The sequence below is a fragment of the Spiroplasma endosymbiont of 'Nebria riversi' genome (assembly GCF_018831625.1).
Lineage (GTDB): Bacteria > Bacillota_I > Bacilli_A > Mycoplasmatales > Nriv7 > Nriv7.
Map to the genome: position 1 here is coordinate 217,777 of NZ_CP065193.1, position 20,938 is coordinate 238,714.

Consider the following 20,938-nt stretch of genomic DNA (forward strand, 5'->3'; position numbering starts at 1 on the left):
CTAAAATTAAGTATATTCAATAAATATCAAGAGTTTTCGACAAAATTAAAATATAAATTAAATATTTTTAAAAAACTAAACTACATATTTTATGTACCATTTTAATAAAAGAAAAGCAACAACAAAAATATTTGTTTAGCATCTTACAGAAAAAGTAAAACCTATTAAGGTTTTACTTAACTCTTAACTAATTGATTTTTTCACTTTTAACTATTCAAAAAAGTTCAAAGATATTTGATCAAATTTATCTAAACCTGATAGCATACCCATCTCCTCAAATTCCTTTAAATGCGTTTTAGTAATACTAGTTCTTTTTTGCAAATCTTCTAAAGAAGCAATCGCTCTTTCAGTTCTGGCTTCAACAATTGAATTAGCAACAGTACTACCCAAACCATCTAATGCTGATAATGGCGGAACAATCTTTTTAACACCAGCAAACTCTTGAACAACAAAATTTGTTGCTAGAGAATGTTCTAAATTAATACCAATAAATTCAATTTTGCGAGCATACATTTCTAATGCTACTTCCAACACTGGTACTAAATCCTTCTCCTTTTGAGTTAACTTATTAACAACATTATAACCATTATCCATTCGTGATAAGATATCGGTTAATTTTGTTAAAACAGCATTCCTTCCCTTAGCAATCGTCTTAATATCAAAAACATCACATCGTGTTGAAAAATAAGTCGCATAATATTCGTGCGGATAATTAATTTTATATCAAGCAATTCGCAACGCCATTAGAACATAAGCTGTCGCGTGCGCCTTAGGAAACATATACTTAATTTTTTGACACGATGCAATATATCATTGGGGAACATTATGACTAATCATAATTTTTTGTTGCTCATCAGTGACACCTTTTCCTTTACGAACGGTTTCCATAATGTTAAAAGCAGTATCTGACGGAATCTCACGATGAATTAAATAAGTCATAATATCATCACGACAACCAATAACATCTTTTAATTTTAAATCTTGATGGGTAATTAATGTTTGGGCATTATTTACTCACACATCAGTACCATGCGATAAACCAGAAATTTGCACTAAATCAGCAAAACTCGTCGGATTTGTTTCTTCTAACATTTTACGAACAAATTGAGTGCCAAACTCAGGTAAGCCCACGGCTCCAGTTTTTTCATTGTTAATATCACTACTAGTAATCTTCATAATTTCTGGGGAACTAAATAATGAAAGTACTTCGGCATCATTACACAAAATATTTTGCGGATCATATCCAGTAAGGTCATGTAGCATTTTTAATGCTGTGGGATCAACATGTCCCAAAATATCTAACTTTAACAAGTTATCATGAATAGCATGGAAATCAAAATGCGTTGTTTTTCACTGCGAAGTAATATCATCGGCCGGGAAATTTACTGGCGTAAAATCATTAACATCATAGTTCTTAGGAACAACAACAATTCCCCCCGGATGTTGTCCGGTTGTTCGTTTAACACCCTCACAACCTTGTGCTAATCATTCCAAATACGCCTTTTTAACAAAATGATTACCTTTCACATCTTCCAAATAACCACGAGCATAACCAAATGCTGTTTTTTGTGCCACGGTAGAAATTGTTCCCGCCCGAAACACATTATCCACACCAAACATCTCTTTAGTAAAATTATGAGCAACCATTTGATACTCACCAGAAAAATTCAAATCAATATCCGGTACTTTATCACCATCAAAACCTAAAAAGGTTTCAAACGGAATATCATGGCCGTCACCAGTTAAAAGATGACGACATTGTGGACAATTTTTTGATGGTAGATCATAACCACTACGAATATTTTCATCACTAATAAATTCACTATATTGACATTGCGAACACACATAATGTGGCACTAATGGATTTACCTCGGTAATCTTCGCCATTGTCGCAACTAATGACGACCCCACAGAACCACGAGAACCAACCAAATAACCATCATTTAATGACCTTGTAACTAACAAATGAGCAATTCAATAAACAACCCCAAAACCATGCTTTAAAATCGCATCTAACTCCCGAGATAACCTTTCTTCTACCATTATTGGCAATACTGCACCATAAATTTTTTTCGCGTTATCATAACATAATCTTTTCAAATTGCTATCAACATCACCATTATCAATTACTGGGGTATACAAATCATCTTTAATCGGTCGCAACCACGAAATTTGCTCATTTAAATAATTAGGACTAGTAACAACCAATTCCTTAATTAAAACTTCATCTTCTAAAAAACTAAACTCATTTAACATCTCAGCAGTCGTTCTTAAATGTTGCTCAGGATTATTTTTAACACGACCTTTACGGTCAAATAAAGGATGCATTCTTCCTCCTAAACCCTTAGTATTAATATATACATCACGAAAAATCTTATCTTGCGGATTTAAATAATGAACATCAGAAGAAGCAATAACCACTTTATTAAGTTTCTTTGCAGTATGAACAATATTTTTTACAATCCACATTAAATGTTCAACTGTCATCTCACCACTTTCAACTAAATGATTGTAAACACTTAGAGGTTGTACTTCAATATAATCATAAAATTGCATTATTGCTTCCAATTCTTGTTGACTCCGATTACGAGCAAACTCAAAAACCTGACCATTAACACAACCAGAACCAATAAAAACATTAGCACGCATTTCTTGCAATGCCGCAATCGTAATTTTAGGACTACTATAAAAGTACTTAGTATGCGATAACGAAACTAACAAGAATAAATCTTTCAATCCTTGCTCATTTTTAGCAATTACTGTCGTATGATTACCAAATAACTTGGCAAAAATTGGTTCATAATTAATTTTTTCAATATCTAATAATGTTTTTACTTGATAATTATCTTCTAAATCCGTTAACATCACAGCAAACACATCAGCTAATATTTCGGCATCATAATCAGCGCGATGAGCAATTTCTTCATTATACTTAATATTATACTTTCTAGCAACCATTCCTAAACGATGATAGCGTAACTGTTGCTGTAATAACCGTGATAATTGCAAGGTATCAATAATCGGATTAGTAAGTTTTCCATAACCCATTTTATTTCACAATTCTTGAATAAAACCAATATCAAATGATGCATTATGAGCCACAAGAACAGCATCTTGTAAAACTTCTTTAATCTCAGCAGCCACAATTTCAATTGGGGGCTTATCTTGTAACATTTCGTTACTAATCCCAGTTAATGATTCACTAAAAGCACTGACATTACTTTTGGGTTTAATTAAAAAATCATATCTTTTATCACTTAACCCCCGGCCCTCAATAACTACCGCTCCAAATTCAATAATTTCATCATAACGACTAGACAATCCTGTTGTTTCAATATCAAAAATAACAAACTTACAAGCATTAATCGCATCACTAGTAGCGTTAATAATCGCTTTAACACTACTATCAATCATTTGCATTTCCACACCATAAATAACCTTAACAGCAGGATATTTCTTTTGGGCCATTTGCGCATCAGGAAATGATTGAACATTTAAATGATCAGTAATCGCAATTGCTGAATGTTTTCAAAGACCTGCTTGTTTAATATATTCGCCAATACTTGTAACCCCATCCATCGCACTCATTTTTGTATGTAAATGGAATTCAATCCGCTTTTCTACCATATCATCAGTTCGTAAATGCGGATCAGCAATCTTTTGAATTTTATTTACTCACAAAACTTGTTCACGAGAAAAATTATCAAACCGCACATCACCTTTAACAACAACTCAATCCTTTTCTTGTAGTTCTTCCAAAAGCTTGTCTTTCATATCATCACTTGTAAAATATCGTAAAGCAATCGCATCACTAAAATCACTAATTAATATTGAATAAATTCATCGTTTAGTTTTTGTTAATTTACAATCTTTACGAAAAATTTGTCCTTGAATAGAAACCCCGCAAACATCTTCTTCCAATTCTGAAATTTTACACGATACTTGCGACAATAAATTGTCACTACTAGACAAATTGCCTTTAAACGCCCGTTTTTTTGCATTCAAAGCCTTTACTTGTTGTTGTTCTCTTTGTTGGACTTTCATTCGTTCTTCATCTTCAATTTGTATCATTGTTGGATCAACAAAAACATCATATTGTTCAATTTTTATTTTTAAAGACAAGTTTTGAAAACCATACCGACGCATTCGCTCCTGATAATATTTTAAATGCCGATTAGTCAATGCCACTTGTGATTCATTATGAACTTTAATAAGTAAATCATTATTTTCCAACACTAAATTATCACAAGAAATATTACTATTAATGTACTCTTTTTGTTTTGTCTTAGTTTGCTTAATATATTCTCAATAATCAACAATTTGTTCTATTACATAATTAGCATCAACACATAAAAAAGTTATTTTACTACGAAAATCAAGTTTCAATAAACATTGTTCAAGTTCTCTAATAATTTCAATTGGTAAAATTTTGTTGATTTGCAATGTAAAATACAGCGTATCATTCTTTTTCTTAAATTCTATTTTCAATAATTTTGCTTGTTGTAAAATGTCATTTTTTAAAGAAAACTTCATTATTTTTCACAATTGCTGTAAATTCTTTTCCATACGTTCGCCCCTGACTTAAATTGTTGAAAAACTCTGGATTAACATAAAAAATCCAGTAAATATTAATACCAAAGACAAACTATCAATCCGGTCCAAAAATCCTCCATGACCTGGTAAAACATTAGAAAAATCTTTTACATTATGATTCCGTTTAATAAATGAAAAAAGTAAATCACCCATATGACTTATTAACGACAAGAATAAAATTAACAAGAAATAAATTACATATTTATAATCATCTGTTTTCGTTGTAAAAAAGTTAGCAAATGGCTGATACTTCGTAAACTCCGTTAATAACACAATATATCCTAAAACAAGCACCAAGGTTACTAAAATACCAATAATCGCCCCTTCTCACGTTTTACTAGGACTAATTTTTGGAGCAAGAGCATTTTTGCCAACTAATGTTCCGCCAATATAAGCAAATATATCATTACTAATAGTAATTAATAAAACCACACTAACTGCCGGTCAACCAAATCCTGGTTGGAGCATAATATAATTCATTGCTTTAAAAGCAAATACTAAATAAAGTGTCATACAAAATATAAATAACGCATCATTAGCACTAAACTTCTTAAAAACTTTCACCATTAGTAAAATAACTAATAAAAATATCATATAAATTAACAATACCATTCATGATTGTCATCATTCAATATGACTTGAACCATTGTACTTATTTCAATACGGTTCATACTTAATATTCTCTGCTATGGGAAACCATAATAATATAATTGCAAAAACAAAAATAATAGCTTTAATAATTCAATTAAAACTTTCTCCTTTCCTTAAATTCATCACCTCAAAAATTGTAATCCCTAATAAAATACTATTAACTGTTAAAAATGCATATGGCATATATCAAACATCAAAACCTTTTCACTCTTGATATATCGCCCCAACAAATAAATATAAAATTGCAAAAGAAATTAAAAAGATACTAGTAATAATTCGCTTTTTCATTTAATCACTCCTTCTATCAATATTAACTAATTATAACTGATAATTAAATTGAAAGAATAAAATCACATCTAATTGTGAAAATATATTCAGACAATCAATGCTATAATAAAATTTAATAAGGGGTTTTTTGACCAAATTAAAAAATATTTTTGCTTTTTAAATAATAAAATAAGATCTTTTAAGAAAGGAATAAAAATAATGAATACAAAAGTACTAGCTAGATATTTTAGTGCCCTATGCATTATCAACAACGGATTAAATTGATGAAAACGATTTAGTTATGATTGAATTGGACTATTTTCATAAGATAAACTAGATAATGGTGATGAAATTAAATTTCACTATGTTAGTGATATTGATAGAATTAGATACCACACTTGAACAGATTGCTGAGGAGGGCCTTATCCAGATTGTGCCATTCACTTAAAAGACCGCTGAACAGAACTGATTGAGAAAAACATATGACAAATCGCAACATAGTTTTTACAGTCACAACAGTGTGGCTAATCATCAACATTATTTTTTGAATAACAATGATGTTTCTTTATCCTAATAGTTTAACTGGAAGTAATCGCGCTAGTGCCTATGATGAAATTAAAATTATTCTTGAAAAATTTCTTATCCCAAATAATGTTACTTTTTTTCCATTTCATTATTTTATAACCTTTGTTACTTTTAGTATTATTTTTATCAGTTTACAAATTTTTTCTTATTTCAGTCAAATAAAAGCAAAAATAGCAATTATGCTTTTTAGCATTTCATTGCTTGCCTTAATTCTCTTAACTTTAGTAGCAACGATGTCGCTTATTAGAATTGAAGATTTTGGTGGAACAATGTGATGCAGTTATCAAGAGATTGCTGTCTCCGCTCTAATTCTGATTTTCCTATTTTGTCCCGCATTATATTGAAATTTATATTACTGTAAAAAATATGCTTGGATAAGCTACAATAAGTTGGACCATATTTATGTGGACTTTCAAATAAAATAAAATTATTAAGAAAGTAGGAAGATAAAAATGGGGAAAAACTCATATTCAAATGAATTTAAAAAACAAATTGTCATGCTTTATCAAAACGGAAAAAGCATTGTTGAAATTATTAAAGAATACGGAATTTCAAAATCAGCCGTATATCAGTGAATTGAAAATTTTAATAATTTTGGATCATTTAAAGTGCAAGATAATCGCACTGTCGAAGAAAATGAATTAATTTACTTGCGAAAAGAAAACCAACAATTACGAATGGAAAATGACATTTTAAAGCAAGCAGCACTGATAATTGGCAAAAAATAGGGATTATTAACAATAATAAAGAAAGATACTCCTTGCTAAAAATGTGTCAAATATTAAAAATAGCAAAATCAACATATTATTATCAAACTAATAATTGTGTTAAGTATGATGTTAATAATTATGAAGAAGAAGTTATCATTGCATTTAATAAAAGTTGTAAAATTTATGGTGCTCGTAAAATTAAAGCTGTTTTAATGAGAAAAGATATTATCTTATCACGTCGAAAAATCAGATTCCTTATGATCAAAAATAATTTGGTTTCTAAATACACCAAATTAAAATATCGTAATCATAAAACAATGGTTAATAATGACCAAATTAGTAATGTTTTAAATCGTCAATTTAATAACAAAAAACCTAATGAAGTTGTTATTAGTGATTTAACATATGTGCAAGTTGGAGGAAAATGACATTATATTTGTTTATTAATTGACTTGTTTAATCGAGAAATAATTGGCTATAGTGCCTGACCAAACAAAACCGCCGAACTAGTTCAACAAGCTTTTCATAAAATAACACGACCATTAAATAAAATAACTTTATTTCATACTGATCGTGGTAATGAGTTCAAAAATAAAATCATTGATGAAATTTTAATAACCTTTAATATTAAAAGATCATTGAGTGCGCAGGGTTGTCCTTATGATAATGCTGTGGCTGAAACAACTTACAAAACTTTTAAAACGGAATTTATCAATGGTAAAAAATTTGAAAATTTAACACAATTAAAATGCGAATTATTTGATTTTGTTAATTGATACAATAATCTTATAATACATGGCAGTTTAAATTATTTAACGCCTGTTGAATTTAGAAAATGACAGTCTACATAAAAAGTGTCCAAAAAAGGATTACCATACCATGCTCGTAAATAACTTTAAAAAATAAAAACTCTCCTAGATAAAGGAGAGTTTTTATTCCGATTAAACCGTCATTAATTCTTTTTCTTTTTCTAACACGATAGCGTCAGCCTTAGCAATATATTCATCAGTTAATTTTTGAATATCTTCTTGATAAGATTTAACATCATCTAAAGGCAATTTAGATTTTTTAATAATTTCATTAATATCTCGTCTTAAATTACGAATCCGAACTCGCATTTCTTCAGTAATCTTTTTTACTTGCCGAACAAATTCTTTGCGTTTTTCTTCAGTTAACTGCGGGACATTCATTCTAATATAATCACCTTGGTCTTGCAATGAAACTTGCAAATTAGCTTTAGTAATTGCAGCAATAACTTGCTTAATAATACTTCGATCATAAGATTTAATAACAAGTTGTCGCCCTTCAACAACCGTAATTGCAGCAACTTGATTAACTGGCATTAAACTACCATAATAATCTACCAAAACAGAAGCAAGAATTAAAGGATTAGCTCTTCCTGTATGAATCTTACTTAATTCATATCGTAAGCTTTCTAAAACCTTTTCCATTTCTTCTTTTATTTGTTCAATTTCTAATTGTAATGCCTCAATTAACATTAATTATTCTCCTTACTTTTATTACTGTAATTTAATCTTATTTCTTAAAAACTTTAACTATTTATTGCTACTACTAATAATTGTAATTTTAGTATTTTCCTGTAAAGCTTTAACAATATTATCTGGTTCGTTAATATCAAACACAATAATCTTTAAATTAGCTTCCATACTCATTGTAATTGCTGTTAAATCCATTACGCGTAATTGCTTTTGCGTTATATCCTCATAAGTTAAAAACTTATAATGAGTAGCAGTATTATCTATTTTTGGATCAGCACTATAAACACCATCAACACCATTTTTAGCCATTAATAAGACATCTGCCTTAATTTCCGACGCTCGTAATGCCGCTGCAGTATCAGTTGTAAAATACGGATATCCCGTTCCAGCTGCTAAAATAACAACATAACCCTTAGATAATCGTGATAGACATTTTTTAAAATAATAAGGTTCACAAATTTTATTCATTTCAATTGATGATTGAATAATTACTTTATCAAAGTTTTGATTTTTAAATTCAGCTTCTAAAGCTAAAGCGTTCATTACCGTAGCTAACATCCCCATATAATCAGCATTAACCTTATCCAAACCGGCGATTTTAGCATTAACTCCTCTTCAAATGTTGCCACCACCAACAACAACAGCAATTTCAATTCCTTCTTGCGATAAAGTAATAATTTGTTTAACAATATTTTTCATTCGTTGTGGATCATAAATGCTAACACCACCTAAAGCTTCACCACTAATTTTTAATAAACATCGCTTATATTTAAATTCCATTATTCACACCTACTTCTTTTTCCCATATATATTTTATACGACATTTTTTTAAATAAAAAGAAAAACTTTAATTAAAATTTTAAAGTTTTTCTTTTAAAATATTACTACTTTTCTTTTTTTGAACGCACCATTTTAAGTGGCTTTTTGTTAGTCAAATTATTTTCTTCTAAATTCATTACCTTATGAATATAATCTTGATAATTTTCCAAAATAAATTTTGTTGTTAAACTTTTTTTATTTCAACTAATTTTTCTTTTTGCTCTTGAACCTTCAATAAACCGAACTGTCAAATAATCATTTTCATTTTCATTTATTTCATAAATTTTTTCAATGCGAATCTTTCGTCCAAAAAGAAAAACAAATTGTTTTGTAAACTTAACAGCTAAATAATCAGAAACTAAAATACAATAAACAACAGTAAAAATAAGTAAAGCAAAATTTATTGTTAATAAACTAATAGCAAATTTATCATCAGAGGATAAAGTATCACTAATGGAAAAATTATATGTTTTACTAGTAATTGCTAATATTAATGTTGTTAACTGTAACGGTAAATTCATTACAATAATTGTTAATAAAATCAATGATTGTTTCTTATTTCAAAATCCTACTTTTGATGCAACTTTGTTAAACATTGTAAAACTACCAATAATTATTGCTATCAAACCAAAATAAAATGAAAATAAGAAATAAACTATTACTGATAAATACACTTAATTATGCCTCCTTTATTTTATCTTTATTTCAATGCTAATGTAGCGCTAATTAATAAAAATTAATCATTTTTAGTAATTCCTTCACCAACTTCATAGCGATACATTAATAAAACTTTTGTATTATGCATTATAAGAATTTCTTGAACTTTTTTCTTTTCATCAAACATAAAAGGTTGATCTAATAAAGAATATTCCGCTAACTGCTTATCTAAACGACCTTGCTTAATTTTTTCCAAAATTTCTGGTGGTTTATTTTCTGTTGCCATTTGACTATTAATAATATCCATTTCCTTATTAATAAAATCTTGAGGAATATCTTCACGACTAATAAAAGCAGGTTTTGAAGCCACAACATGCATCGCAAGTTTTTTAGCAATATCATTATCAACTTGACCTTGTAATTTAACTAAACTAGCAATACGATAATTACCATAATTATATCCCACTAATGTGTCTTGATCACTTTTAGTAATAATCGTAAAACGACGAATACTAATCTTTTCACCTAATTTATATGTTGCTTCATTTAATAAATCATTAACAACAATATTTTCTTCATTTTTTAACAAAAATCCTGCTTCTAAAGTAAGTGGTTGATGTTTCAAAAATAAAGTTAAAATATTGTCTAATAATTCAAGAAATAATTTATTTTTAGCAACAAAATCAGTTTCACAATTTAATTCTAAAATAATTGCTATATCATCAACAACTAAAACTTTTGATAATCCCTCAGTATTAATTCGCGCTTGTTTAGCTTGTGCCTTTGCAATACCATTGGTTCTTAACCATTGAATCGCTGCTTCAATATTGCCATTACTCGCCTCTAATGCTTTTTTGCAATCCATAAGGCCAACACTAGTACGATCACGCAAATTTTTAATCATTTCCATTGTTATTGGCATTATTCTTTAGTTCCTTTCTCACCGTCATTTTTTTCAATAATTTCTGCTTCCTTTTTACTTGGGGCAATAACTGCTGGTGCTGACTCAGCACCAGCATTAGTTTGTAGTTTTTCTTCTTTAACAATAGTTAAATCAGTAGCTTCAATAATAGCATCCGCAACTAATGTTGAAATTAAAGCAATTGTTTTAGCAGCATCATCATTTCCGGGAATGGGATAACTAATACCATCAGGATCACTATTAGTATCACAAATAGCAATAATAGGAATATTTAACTTCAATGCTTCTTTAATTGCGTTGTGTTCAACATTAGTATCGATAATAAATATTGCTTGTGGTACCGCCCTCATATGGCGAATTCCACTTAAAAACTTATCTAGTTTCTCTTTATCTTTTTGAATTAAAATTTGCTCTTTTTTTGGTAAAACAGATAATTCACCAGTTTTTTCTCGTCGTTCAATATTTCATAATTTTTTAACACTTTTTTGAATTGTTCTTAAATTAGTTAAAGTTCCTCCAAGTCATCGCTTATTAACATAAAAAGAATTACTTCTTACTGCTTGTTCTTTAACAATATTTTGAGCTTGTTTCTTAGTACCAACAAAAATAATTTTTCCACCAGTTTTAGTTATTGATTTAATATACTCTAAAGCTTCTTCCAACATAATCATTGTTTTATGTAAATCAATAATATAAACTCCACTTTTTTCAGTGAAAATATACTTTTTCATCTTGGGATTTCATCTTTTAGTTTGATGACCAAAATGAGTCCCCGCTTCTAATAACTGTTCCTTAGTAACACTTGCCATATTTATTTCCTTTCGTTTTTCTTCCATATCCTTCTAACATTAATCACTTAATTAATAAGCACTAGACTAATGAATCCACATATGTGTTACTTTTAAAATATTAGCAGATAAATTATAACACATTTACATTAAATCAATTACACCAGTTTTTTTAATTTTGTCGAAAAATCTTGATAAAATAAAAAAAATCATCAACTTGATAATTTTAAAAGGCTTTTATGTAAAATTACTATTTTTACTTTAATTTTTTATACATTAAAATATAATACCGCTGTTTGTTGGTTTGGAGTTAAACCCCTATGTTGGTATTTTCATTTTCAGAGATTTAAATAATTTTGAATATTAGTAAAACCTAACGCGTGATAATGAGTTAAGGATTCTTTAAGACTAGATTGTAATTTACTGATTTTATTTAAGTTACGATAACTAGCTTCAGGATTAATTGTTGTTTTAGTTACACATAAAGTAGAATTTGTTTTTTTTGCTACTAAAAAATATAATTTTTGCATATCAGAAGTAATAATTGAATTTTGGTTAATTAATTCTTTGTTCATATTTTAAATAACTCATTGTTTTTGTAAACGTTTGGTGTTTGTGGATTTAACATAAATATTGTTATTATTATCAACTGCCATTTGAATACAGCATTTAGTATTAGTTGCGAATGGGTCAAGGCGAATTCTTCGTGGATCAGTTTTATGTTTGAAATTTCCTTTATAAATTTCTTTAATAAATGTTTCATCGATTTGGATTTTACCAGATAATTTTTTAAATTTTAATTGGGTATTTTCTAATTGTTTTGATTTCATTAATTTTTGACGATTATATCAAGCAGTTTTTAATGTAGTTTTAATAAAACGAGAAATTGTTTTACTAGATTGCCCCAGCAATGAAATTTGAATCAATAAATTTCATTGTTCATAATTTAAATGACTTCAATAAATAAAATGATTACGGGAAGCGTCCAAACTTTCATGGCAATTTTTACATAAATATTTTTTTCCTTCTGAATTATGTCCATTTTTAACACAATGGTAAGATTCACATTTAGGGCGTTTAATACCTTGTGCTCTAAATTTTTGATCAATTTCATTTAAACGTTTTTGTTTTTTTATTAATTCTCCTTGTTGTTTGACTTTTTCATAAAATTATAAAAATTGATCATCTGTTAAAGTATTTACTAGTTCTTGAATTATTTTTTCCATAATTATTATCCACCTCTATCATATTAAAAATATACCTAAAATTAAGTATATTCAATAAATATCAAGAGTTTTCTACAAAATTAAAAGAATTATTTGATTTTATTACTTGATACAATAATCTTAGAATACATAGCAGTTTAAATTATTTAACGCCTGTTGAATTTAGAAAATGACAGTCTACATAAAAAGCGTCCAAAAAAGGGTTGCCATACCAGCTTTTTCCGTTTTGATAAAGCGTGGCAATTTGTTTTTTAAATTCATTTGAATATGAGTTTTTCCCCATTTTTATCTTCCTACTTTCTTAATAATTTTATTTTATTTGAAAGTCCACATAAATATGGTCCAACTTATTGTAACCTATCCATAACCAGGTTATAAAAAAAAGAAAAGAAGAAGTTAAAAAAGTTATTCAAAAATATCGTAAGAAAAGTTTTAAGGAGTAAGGTTATTTGCCTTACTTCTTATTTTATGTAAGATAAGAAAATAATTTATAGTATAATTTGCATATAACTTAAAATATAAAGGTGATTATGTTGATGAAAAATAAATTAATATTAGGTTGTCATGTATCAATGAAAAATCCTGATTATCTAGTAAGAGCATTAAATGAGGCTATTAGTTATGGAGCTAATGCCATGATGTTTTATACGGGAGACCCTCAAAATACAAGAAGAAAACCCTTAGACCAGTTAAAAATTGATGAATTTAAACGAGGATTAGAAAACCATAATTTAGATATTAATAATGTTATTATTCATGCACCCTATATTATTAATTTAGCTAATAGTATTAATCCTAATACTTATCTGCTAGCTAAGGAGTTTTTAAAAAAAGAAATCAATCGTTCTTTAGCAATTGGTGCTAAATATATCGTATTGCATCCCGGAAGTAGTTCTGATGCTAGTATTGGTTTACAATATATTATTGATGGGTTAAATGAAGTGTTGGAACCTAATCAAAATATTAAAATTGCTTTAGAAACAATGTCGGGTAAAGGTAGTGAATTAGGAATTAATTTTTTGCAATTACAAACAATTATTCGGGGTGTTAAATATTCACATTTAGTTGGTGTTTGTTGGGATACTTGTCATTTGAATGATGCGGGTTATGATTTAGTTAATAATTTAGAACAAGTTATTGAAGAATTTGATAAGATAATTGGTTTGGATAAATTATTTGTTATTCATCTTAATGATTCTAAAAATATTAAAGGTTCCCATAAAGACCGCCACGAGAATATTGGTTATGGTAATTTAGGGTTTGATAGTTTGTGTAGTATTCTTTATCATCCTAAATTTGCTAATATAATTAAAATTTTAGAAACTCCTTGAAATAATTCTGAACCACCATATAAGGAAGAAATTATAATGCTTAAAAATAAACAATTTAATAATTTTTTAAATCGTTAAAATGATCGCGATGATATGTTATGGGTGTGGTTCAGAATTACAATCTAATAATAATTTACAAGCTGGTTACATTGCAAAACTTCAAAATAATTCTCATTTTTATTGTTGGCGATGTTTTCGGATTAAACATTATAATGAATTAGTAAATGTTAATTATAATTATGATGATTTATTTATGAAGATTAAAACTAATGATGGGGTAGTTTTTTATGTTATTAACATAATGGACTTTTTTGGCAGTATCATTATCAATTAAAGAATTTAAGATTTTATCTAATAATTAATAAAATTGATACCATAATGCAATATATTGCTTTTAATAAAATTAAAGATTGAGTTAGAAAACAAATAACATTAATTGGACTAGAACCAATTGATATTATTCTTATTAGTAATACAAAAAATTATTTTATTGATGAATTTGTTGAATTTTTAAAAAAACAGCAAACTGATATTTATTGAATTGGAAAAACTAATGTTGGTAAAAGTTCATTAATTAATAAGATACTATCATTACAACAACAGTTTCCTCGTAAATTAGCATTAATAAGTTATTTTCCTAATACAACAATGAATCTAATTGCTATTGCTTATCGTGACTACTTATATTTTTGTGATAATCCAGGATTTGCCAATAGCAATGAATTAGATTATTATTTAAATAGTAATGCTTATCATAATTTAAATTTTGAACCAAAAATTAAAAGTAAAACTTATCAATTGGAATATGGACAAACAATAATTATTGTGGGATTATTTCAATTTTCGTTTATTGAAGGGTTAGCAACATCATTTCATTTTTATGGTTCTAATAAATTAGTTTTACATCATAGTAAGATTGAAAATTGTTCGCGAATTTGAAAGCAACAAATTTTACTTTTAAAACCAAATACTAAAATGGTTGAACATCAAATTAAAATTTCTAAAGACGATGAAGAAAAAATTGGCATTCAAATTTATGGTTATGGATGAATTTCATTTAAAGTTTGAAAGCAAATATTGAGGTTGCTATTACCAGAAAATTGTGATTATGAAATTATTAAACCAATAGTATAATCAGAAAGGAATAAGATGAAAATCATTATTTTTGGTGGGAGTTTTGATCCTATTCATAACCAACATAAAGAAATTATGCTTCAAGCTTATGAACAATTAAAAGCTGATATGCTTTTAATTGTTCCTGCATATTGTTCACCTTTAAAAAAACGACAATTAACTAATTCTCTTCATCGGATTAAAATGATTAATCTTGTCATTAGTAAATATCCTTGAATGAAGTTAGAAACTTGTGAGGTAGATCGTCAAGGCATTTCCTATACGATTGATACGGTAATATCTTTACAAGAAAAATATGGTTTTAATCATCAATATTATATTATTGTTGGTTCTGATCAAACTAATAATTTGCATCGCTGACATAAATATTGCGATTTTAAAAACTAAAGTTATTTTTGTTATTGCTCAAAGAGCAGAATATCTTTTAAATGAAAAGATATTTCATAGGACGCATAAAGTTTTTTTAGGTAGGAGAATATTTTAATAAGTATGACAGTCAGCAATGATTGTCTTTTTATTTTATAAGGTGTTAAAATTTGTTCTTTGAAAATTAAATACAAGCGAATTAATAATGTTGGTATGTATTAAAGCACGATAAATTGTGGGTGGTTGCCATAACCAAAAGAAGTTTACCAGTTAATAGATAACATCCTATTAGCTATAGCAATTTGTTTCGTTTTGCAATAAAAAAATGAATGGGTTATTTGATAAAATTTATAAAGTTTTAGGTGGTTTTTTCGTACAATTCTTTTATGCAAGTTTTGATATGGATGGTATGACAACCCTTCTTTGGACACTTTTTATGTAGACTGTCATTTTCTAAATTCAACAGGCGTTAAATAATTTAAACTGCCATGTATTCTAAGATTATTGTATCAATTAACAAAATCAAATAATTCGCATTTTAATTGTGTTAAATTTTCAAATTTTTTACCCTTGATAAATTCCGTTTTAAAAGTTTTGTAATTTGTTTCGGCCACAGCATTGTCATAATGACAACCCTTCGCACTCAATGATCTTTTAATATTAAAGGTTATTAAAATTTCATCAATGATTTTATTTTTGAACTCATTACCACGATCAGTATGAAATAAAGTTATTTTATTTAATGGTCGTGTTATTTTATGAAAAGCTTGTTGAACTAGTTCAGCGGTTTTGTTTGGTTCGGCACTATAGCCAATTATTTCTCGATTAAACAAGTCAATTAATAAATAAATATAATGTCATTTTCCTATAACTTGCACATATGTTAAATCACTAACAACAACTTCATTAGGTTTTTTGTTATTAAATTGACGATTTAAAACATTACTAATTCGGTCATTATTAACCATTGTTTTATGATTACGATATTTTAATTTGGTGTATTTAGAAACCAAATTATTTTTGATCATAAGGAATCTGATTTTTCGACGTGATAAGATAATATCTTTTCTCATTAAAACAGCTTTAATTTTACGAGCACAATAAATTTTACGAATTTTATTAAATGTACTTATAAATTCTTCTTCATAATTATTAACATCATACTTAACACAATTATTAGTTTGATAATAATATGTTGATTTTGCTATTTTTAATATTTGACACATTTTTAGCCCGGGGATATTTTTCTTTATTATTTTTAATAATTCCTATTTTTTGCCAATTATCAGTGCTGCTTGCTTTAAAATGTCATTTTCCATTCGTAATTGTTGGTTTTCTTTTCGCAAGTAAATTAATTCATTTTCTTCGACAGTGCGATTATCTTGCACTTTAAATGACCCAAAATTATTAAAATTTTCAATTCACTGATATACGGCTGATTTTGAAATTCCGTATTCTTTAATAATTTCAACAATGCTTTTTCCGTTTTGATAAAGCATGACAATTTGTTTTTTAAATTTATTTGAATATGAGTTTTTCCCCATTTTTATCTTCCTACTTTCTTAATAATTTTATTTTATTTGAAAGTCCACATAAATATGGTCCAACTTATTGTAACCTTTCCATAAAATTAAGTATATTCAATAAATATCAAGAGTTTTCTACAAAATTAAAAAACTTTTTCAATTTCTTGACCAATATTATCAATAACATTTTTATTAACTACTTCTAAATAATGATAATAAAAAATTTTTTTAAAAGCTTCATCAAGATTAGTAAATGTTAATTTTCGTAAATTATCAATATGAGGATAATTTCTTTATCATTAAAACCTAAATGATGTTCTAAACATAATGCTCCTGTTTTTGAATGTCAAGTTGGTACGGGTTCGTTTAAAAATTGTCGTAAATACTGTTGTAAATATTGCTGATGTTGAGCATCTTCTCATTGTTTAGTTATATCGTGATAAACGCCTGCTATTTCGGCTTTTAAACAATTAACTTGATAATAATTCGCTAATTGTTTTGCCATTGTTCCTACATTTAAACAATGAAGATAACGAGTTTTATCCATATGTAATAACAAACGATCAGCAATATAAAGTAAATTATCATTAATATATGCTAAAAATTTAGAATCAATTGTTGTTATCATTTCTTGGCGAATTTTAGTTGAACTAATATTAGCAGAAAGTGGTTGTAAAATAACTTTATTATGATTGGGTCGCGTTTAGTTTTCTTAGGTATTGCTTTGAAGAAATAAAACAATCAGCTAATTATATTATTTAATTACTAAACTAACCCCGCCTTTCTTGTTATTGTCATTTTTATTCGTTACCATTTTATCATATTATTGAATTTTTACACAATGAAAAATTTTTTTTAATTTTGTCGAAAACTCTTGATGTTTATTGAATATACTTAATTTTAGGTATATTTTTAATATGATAGGGGCTGATAATAATTATGGAGAAAATAATTCAAGAACTAGTAAACACTTTAACAGATGATCAATTTTTAGAATTTTATGAAAAAGTCAAATAACAAGCAGAATTAATAAAAAAACAAAAACGTTTAAATGAAATTGATTAAAAATTTAGAGCGCGAGGTATTAAATGCCCTAAATGTGAATCTTACCATTGCGTTAAAAATGGACATAATTCAGAAGGAAAACAAAAATATTTATGTAAAAATTGCCGTGCAAGTTTTGACGCTTTTCGTAATCATTTTATTTATTGAAGTCATTTAAATTATGAACAATGAAATTTATTGATTAAAATTTCATTGCTGGGGCAATCTAGTAAAACAATTTCTCGTTTTATTAAAACTACATTAAAAACTGCTTGATATAATCGTCAAAAATTAATGAAATCAAAACAATTAGAAAATACCCAATTAAAATTTAAAAAATTATCTGGTAAAATCCAAATCGATGAAACATTTATTAAAGAAATTCATAAAAGAAATTTCAAACATAAAACTGATCCACGAAGAATTCACCTTGACCCATTCGCAACTAATACTAAATGCTGTATTCAAATGGCAGTTGATAATAATAACAATATTTATGTTAAATCCACAAACACCAAACGTTTACAAAAACAATGAGTTATTGAAAATATGAACAAAGAATTAATTAACCAAAATTCAATTATTACTTCTGATATGCAAAAATTATATTTTTTAGTAGCAAAACAAACAAATTCTACTTTATGTGTAACTAAAACAACAATTAATCCTGAAGCTAGTTATCGTAACTTAAATAAAATCAGTAAATTACAATCTAGTCTTAAAGAAGCCTTAATTCATTATCATGGTTTAGGTTTTACTAATATTCAAAATTATTTAAATCTCTGAAAATGAAAATACCAACATAAGAGTTTAACTCCAAACCAACAAACAGCGGTATTATATTTTAATGTATAAAAAATTAAAGTAAAAATAGTAATTTTACATAAAAGCCTTTTAAAATTATCAAGTTGATGATTTTTTTTATTTTATCAAGAGTTTTCGACAAAATTAAAATAAAAAGTAATAAATTTTTGGGTTATATTTATACGCCAACAAAAATTATGATAATATTTAAGCGTGAAAGAAGGGAATATGATGGCAACTTACAGTTTACAACTGAGTGAAGAAAATAAAAACCGAGTAATAACCTATTATGATGCCTATAAAGTGCCTGTTAATAATCCTAACATTATTGCTAAATACAAATACCATAATATAACTATTTTATTATATCGTTCTTTAAAAATCATTTTCCAAGGTGGTGATGAAGATGAAGTTAAAACACAATGAAACAAATGAAAACCAGATATGATATTAAAAGAACAAATTAATATTATTGGCAGTGATGAATCAGGCGTTGGCGATTTTTTTGGCCCCTTAGTAGTAACAGCCTGTTATATTAAAGAAAAAGATTTAGCATTAATTAAATCATTAAAAATTCGTGATTCTAAGATCTTATCAACAATGCAAATTAATATTATCGCTAAACAATTAATCCAACAATTGGAATATAGTACTATCATCATTAATAACCACCAATACAATAAGTTATATGAAACATATCAAAACAGTCATATTTTAAAAACCATTGGACATCATCAAGTAATAAGAAAACTTGCCAATAAAGTTAACTGCAAAAAAGTAATTATTGACCAATTTGTTAACAAAAAAAAATATGAAGAATATTTAAAAATTCTTAATGTTGCTGATGATGATTTAAAGTTATCATTTACAACCCACGCCGAAGATAAATTTCTTGCTGTCGGATGTGCTGCCATTATTAGTCGTTACTTCTTTTTAAAAAGTATTAAACAATTAGAACAAGAATATAACCGGATTTTTCCTTTGGGTGCTAGTACAATTGTTGACAAAGTCATTGCGAAAATAAAACAAGACGGTCTTGAAGATAAGGCAATTTATTTTGGAAAATTACATTTTATAAATTGAAAAAAAGTAATAAAATAAATTAGTAATAATAAATCTACTCATCAAGGAGGAAAAAAATGAATCCCAATATTCATAGTCTATTAAATATATATGCTGATGACCATAACAAACTACAACTAGATTGCTATGTAATGTCTTCCGTTAGTAACACGCTTGGATTTCCCGGAGCAAGTACTTGATTTCAAATTCAAGCACAAGATGAAATCTTACATGCAAGAAAAATATATAATTATTTAATTGGTCGTGATGAAATACTTATTGTTAATCCAATCCAACCAGAAGCGCATCACGAAAAAAGTTTATTAGAATTAATGGAAAAATATCTGACTTACAAGTTGCAATTTATTGAAAAAACTAATACTCTAATTGCAACCTGTCAAGAAGCCAAAGATTTCCTAACAATCAAATTTCTTGACTGATTCCTAATTGATTTCTACGAAGAAGTTGAACTCGCAAAAACCTATATTGATAAGATTAAAATGTCTAATAATAACTATTATGGTATTGATAAGCACCTTGCTAAACGCAAAGAACCTGATACTCTAAAAGTTATCCTTCCATATATTGACAAATAAAAACTACGCTATAGCGTAGTTTTTTTACTAATTAAACCTTTTTGTAATTCCGCTAAACGCCAATTTCTTTTTCATCTTATTAGCATCACCTAACATTCTTTTAGCGGCGGTATTATTTTCGGTATTTTCATATTTATCTTCTTCATAAATAATGGTTTGAATTCCTGACTGAATAATTGCTTTTGCACATTCATTGCAAGGAAATAAACTAACATAAATAACACTATTTTCTAATTTAAATGTGGCACTTAAAATCGCATTCAATTCCGCATGAACAATATATGGATATTTTGTTTCTAAAAATTTTCCTGTCCGATCTCACGGATAATTGTGGTATGGCGACCCTTTTTTGGACACT

24 protein-coding genes and 2 pseudogenes are annotated in these 20,938 nt (G+C 27.4%); 11 read left to right on the forward strand and 15 right to left on the reverse strand.

Annotation, left to right across the window (positions count from 1 at the left end; translation table 4 throughout):
* Positions 1–210: 210 nt before the first annotated feature.
* Entirely contained in the window at positions 211–4,566 is a 4,356-nt protein-coding gene (locus tag I5Q57_RS01540; protein ID WP_215826492.1) for a PolC-type DNA polymerase III, read from the reverse strand.
* A 15-nt stretch (positions 4,567–4,581) separates the two neighbouring features.
* The gene (locus I5Q57_RS01545; RefSeq protein WP_215826493.1) at positions 4,582–5,532 is read right to left on the reverse strand and encodes a phosphatidate cytidylyltransferase; all 951 of its coding nucleotides are present in this window, start codon (positions 5,530–5,532) and stop codon (positions 4,582–4,584) included.
* A 533-nt stretch (positions 5,533–6,065) separates the two neighbouring features.
* Here I5Q57_RS01545 and I5Q57_RS01550 point away from each other — a divergent pair.
* Both I5Q57_RS01550 and I5Q57_RS01555 read left to right on the forward strand, forming a co-directional pair.
* Complete coding sequence (locus tag I5Q57_RS01550) at positions 6,066–6,521, forward strand: hypothetical protein (protein WP_215826494.1); 456 nt, start codon at positions 6,066–6,068, stop codon at positions 6,519–6,521.
* A gap of 27 nt (positions 6,522–6,548) precedes the next feature.
* Positions 6,549–7,657, forward strand: a protein-coding gene (locus I5Q57_RS01555; protein WP_215826495.1) for an IS3 family transposase whose coding sequence is annotated in 2 segments (ribosomal slippage) — positions 6,549–6,789 and positions 6,789–7,657 — 1,110 coding nt in all. Because the reading frame shifts where the segments join, the coding sequence is not laid out codon by codon here.
* Between the two features lie 90 nt (positions 7,658–7,747).
* Here the strand turns inward: I5Q57_RS01555 and frr are convergent.
* The 8 genes from frr to I5Q57_RS01595 form a co-directional block, all read right to left on the reverse strand.
* Entirely contained in the window at positions 7,748–8,305 is a 558-nt protein-coding gene (frr, locus tag I5Q57_RS01560) for a ribosome recycling factor (protein WP_215826496.1), read from the reverse strand.
* A 57-nt stretch (positions 8,306–8,362) separates the two neighbouring features.
* Positions 8,363–9,085 (reverse strand): UMP kinase, encoded by a 723-nt coding sequence (gene pyrH / locus I5Q57_RS01565; protein WP_215826497.1) that lies wholly within the window; start codon positions 9,083–9,085, stop codon positions 8,363–8,365.
* Positions 9,086–9,189: 104 nt separating this feature from the next.
* Entirely contained in the window at positions 9,190–9,798 is a 609-nt protein-coding gene (locus I5Q57_RS01570) for a hypothetical protein (protein WP_215826498.1), read from the reverse strand.
* Between the two features lie 62 nt (positions 9,799–9,860).
* Positions 9,861–10,703, reverse strand: coding sequence for a translation elongation factor Ts (tsf, locus tag I5Q57_RS01575; protein WP_215826499.1), 843 nt, complete (start codon positions 10,701–10,703; stop codon positions 9,861–9,863).
* On the reverse strand, positions 10,703–11,512 hold the full coding sequence (rpsB, locus tag I5Q57_RS01580) for a 30S ribosomal protein S2 (RefSeq protein WP_215827031.1): 810 nt from the start codon (positions 11,510–11,512) through the stop codon (positions 10,703–10,705). Before rpsB ends, tsf begins: the two co-directional genes overlap by 1 nt.
* 248 nt (positions 11,513–11,760) lie before the next feature.
* Positions 11,761–12,066 (reverse strand): hypothetical protein, encoded by a 306-nt coding sequence (locus I5Q57_RS01585; protein WP_215826500.1) that lies wholly within the window; start codon positions 12,064–12,066, stop codon positions 11,761–11,763.
* Between the two features lie 3 nt (positions 12,067–12,069).
* Positions 12,070–12,480, reverse strand: coding sequence for a hypothetical protein (locus tag I5Q57_RS01590; RefSeq protein ID WP_215826501.1), 411 nt, complete (start codon positions 12,478–12,480; stop codon positions 12,070–12,072).
* 103 nt (positions 12,481–12,583) lie between these two features.
* Positions 12,584–12,739 carry a hypothetical protein gene (locus I5Q57_RS01595; RefSeq protein WP_215826466.1) on the reverse strand — a complete coding sequence of 52 codons (156 nt, stop codon included), beginning with the start codon at positions 12,737–12,739 and terminating at the stop codon, positions 12,584–12,586.
* Between the two features lie 25 nt (positions 12,740–12,764).
* On the opposite strand from I5Q57_RS01595, the pseudogene I5Q57_RS09835 reads away from it, so the two are divergent.
* Positions 12,765–12,902 (forward strand): annotated as a pseudogene (locus tag I5Q57_RS09835) (IS3 family transposase); the annotation flags it as partial.
* Here the strand turns inward: I5Q57_RS09835 and I5Q57_RS01600 are convergent.
* Complete coding sequence (locus I5Q57_RS01600; RefSeq protein WP_215826502.1) at positions 12,860–13,000, reverse strand: hypothetical protein; 141 nt, start codon at positions 12,998–13,000, stop codon at positions 12,860–12,862. The pseudogene I5Q57_RS09835 and the gene I5Q57_RS01600 overlap by 43 nt on opposite strands.
* Positions 13,001–13,253: 253 nt before the next feature.
* Here I5Q57_RS01600 and I5Q57_RS01605 point away from each other — a divergent pair, with 253 nt between their 5' ends.
* From I5Q57_RS01605 to nadD, 4 genes are read left to right on the forward strand one after another with little or no spacing between them, the layout of a single operon-like run.
* On the forward strand, positions 13,254–14,126 hold the full coding sequence (locus I5Q57_RS01605) for a deoxyribonuclease IV (protein WP_215826503.1): 873 nt from the start codon (positions 13,254–13,256) through the stop codon (positions 14,124–14,126).
* A gap of 10 nt (positions 14,127–14,136) precedes the next feature.
* Positions 14,137–14,382: a hypothetical protein gene (locus I5Q57_RS01610; protein WP_215826504.1), complete on the forward strand. Its 246-nt coding sequence runs from the start codon at positions 14,137–14,139 to the stop codon at positions 14,380–14,382.
* A gap of 44 nt (positions 14,383–14,426) precedes the next feature.
* Positions 14,427–15,182 carry a GTPase gene (locus I5Q57_RS01615; protein WP_215826505.1) on the forward strand — a complete coding sequence of 252 codons (756 nt, stop codon included), beginning with the start codon at positions 14,427–14,429 and terminating at the stop codon, positions 15,180–15,182.
* A 15-nt stretch (positions 15,183–15,197) separates the two neighbouring features.
* The gene (nadD, locus tag I5Q57_RS01620; RefSeq protein WP_215826506.1) at positions 15,198–15,569 is read left to right on the forward strand and encodes a nicotinate (nicotinamide) nucleotide adenylyltransferase; all 372 of its coding nucleotides are present in this window, start codon (positions 15,198–15,200) and stop codon (positions 15,567–15,569) included.
* Positions 15,570–15,982: 413 nt separating this feature from the next.
* Here the strand turns inward: nadD and I5Q57_RS01625 are convergent, their stop codons facing one another.
* The 3 genes from I5Q57_RS01625 to I5Q57_RS01630 form a co-directional block, all read right to left on the reverse strand.
* Positions 15,983–16,813 (reverse strand): IS3 family transposase, encoded by an 831-nt coding sequence (locus I5Q57_RS01625; RefSeq protein ID WP_369806560.1) that lies wholly within the window; start codon positions 16,811–16,813, stop codon positions 15,983–15,985.
* Between the two features lie 3 nt (positions 16,814–16,816).
* Positions 16,817–17,092, reverse strand: coding sequence for a helix-turn-helix domain-containing protein (locus I5Q57_RS09840; protein ID WP_369806553.1), 276 nt, complete (start codon positions 17,090–17,092; stop codon positions 16,817–16,819).
* Between the two features lie 238 nt (positions 17,093–17,330).
* A complete protein-coding gene (locus tag I5Q57_RS01630) occupies positions 17,331–17,702 on the reverse strand; it encodes an HD domain-containing protein (protein ID WP_215826507.1) in 372 nt (123 codons plus the stop codon).
* A gap of 455 nt (positions 17,703–18,157) precedes the next feature.
* Here I5Q57_RS01630 and I5Q57_RS10010 point away from each other — a divergent pair.
* The 4 genes and pseudogenes from I5Q57_RS10010 to I5Q57_RS01645 form a co-directional block, all read left to right on the forward strand.
* Positions 18,158–18,214, forward strand: a pseudogene (locus tag I5Q57_RS10010) (hypothetical protein); the annotation flags it as partial.
* Positions 18,215–18,316: 102 nt separating this feature from the next.
* The gene (locus tag I5Q57_RS01635) at positions 18,317–18,973 is read left to right on the forward strand and encodes a transposase (protein ID WP_215826508.1); all 657 of its coding nucleotides are present in this window, start codon (positions 18,317–18,319) and stop codon (positions 18,971–18,973) included.
* A gap of 180 nt (positions 18,974–19,153) precedes the next feature.
* A complete protein-coding gene (rnhC, locus tag I5Q57_RS01640) occupies positions 19,154–20,023 on the forward strand; it encodes a ribonuclease HIII (RefSeq protein ID WP_215826509.1) in 870 nt (289 codons plus the stop codon).
* A gap of 38 nt (positions 20,024–20,061) precedes the next feature.
* The gene (locus tag I5Q57_RS01645; RefSeq protein WP_215826510.1) at positions 20,062–20,580 is read left to right on the forward strand and encodes a ferritin-like domain-containing protein; all 519 of its coding nucleotides are present in this window, start codon (positions 20,062–20,064) and stop codon (positions 20,578–20,580) included.
* Positions 20,581–20,607: 27 nt separating this feature from the next.
* On the opposite strand, the gene I5Q57_RS01650 is transcribed toward I5Q57_RS01645, so the two are convergent.
* Positions 20,608–20,937 carry a deoxycytidylate deaminase gene (locus I5Q57_RS01650; RefSeq protein WP_215826511.1) on the reverse strand — a complete coding sequence of 110 codons (330 nt, stop codon included), beginning with the start codon at positions 20,935–20,937 and terminating at the stop codon, positions 20,608–20,610.
* Position 20,938: the final 1 nt, after the last annotated feature.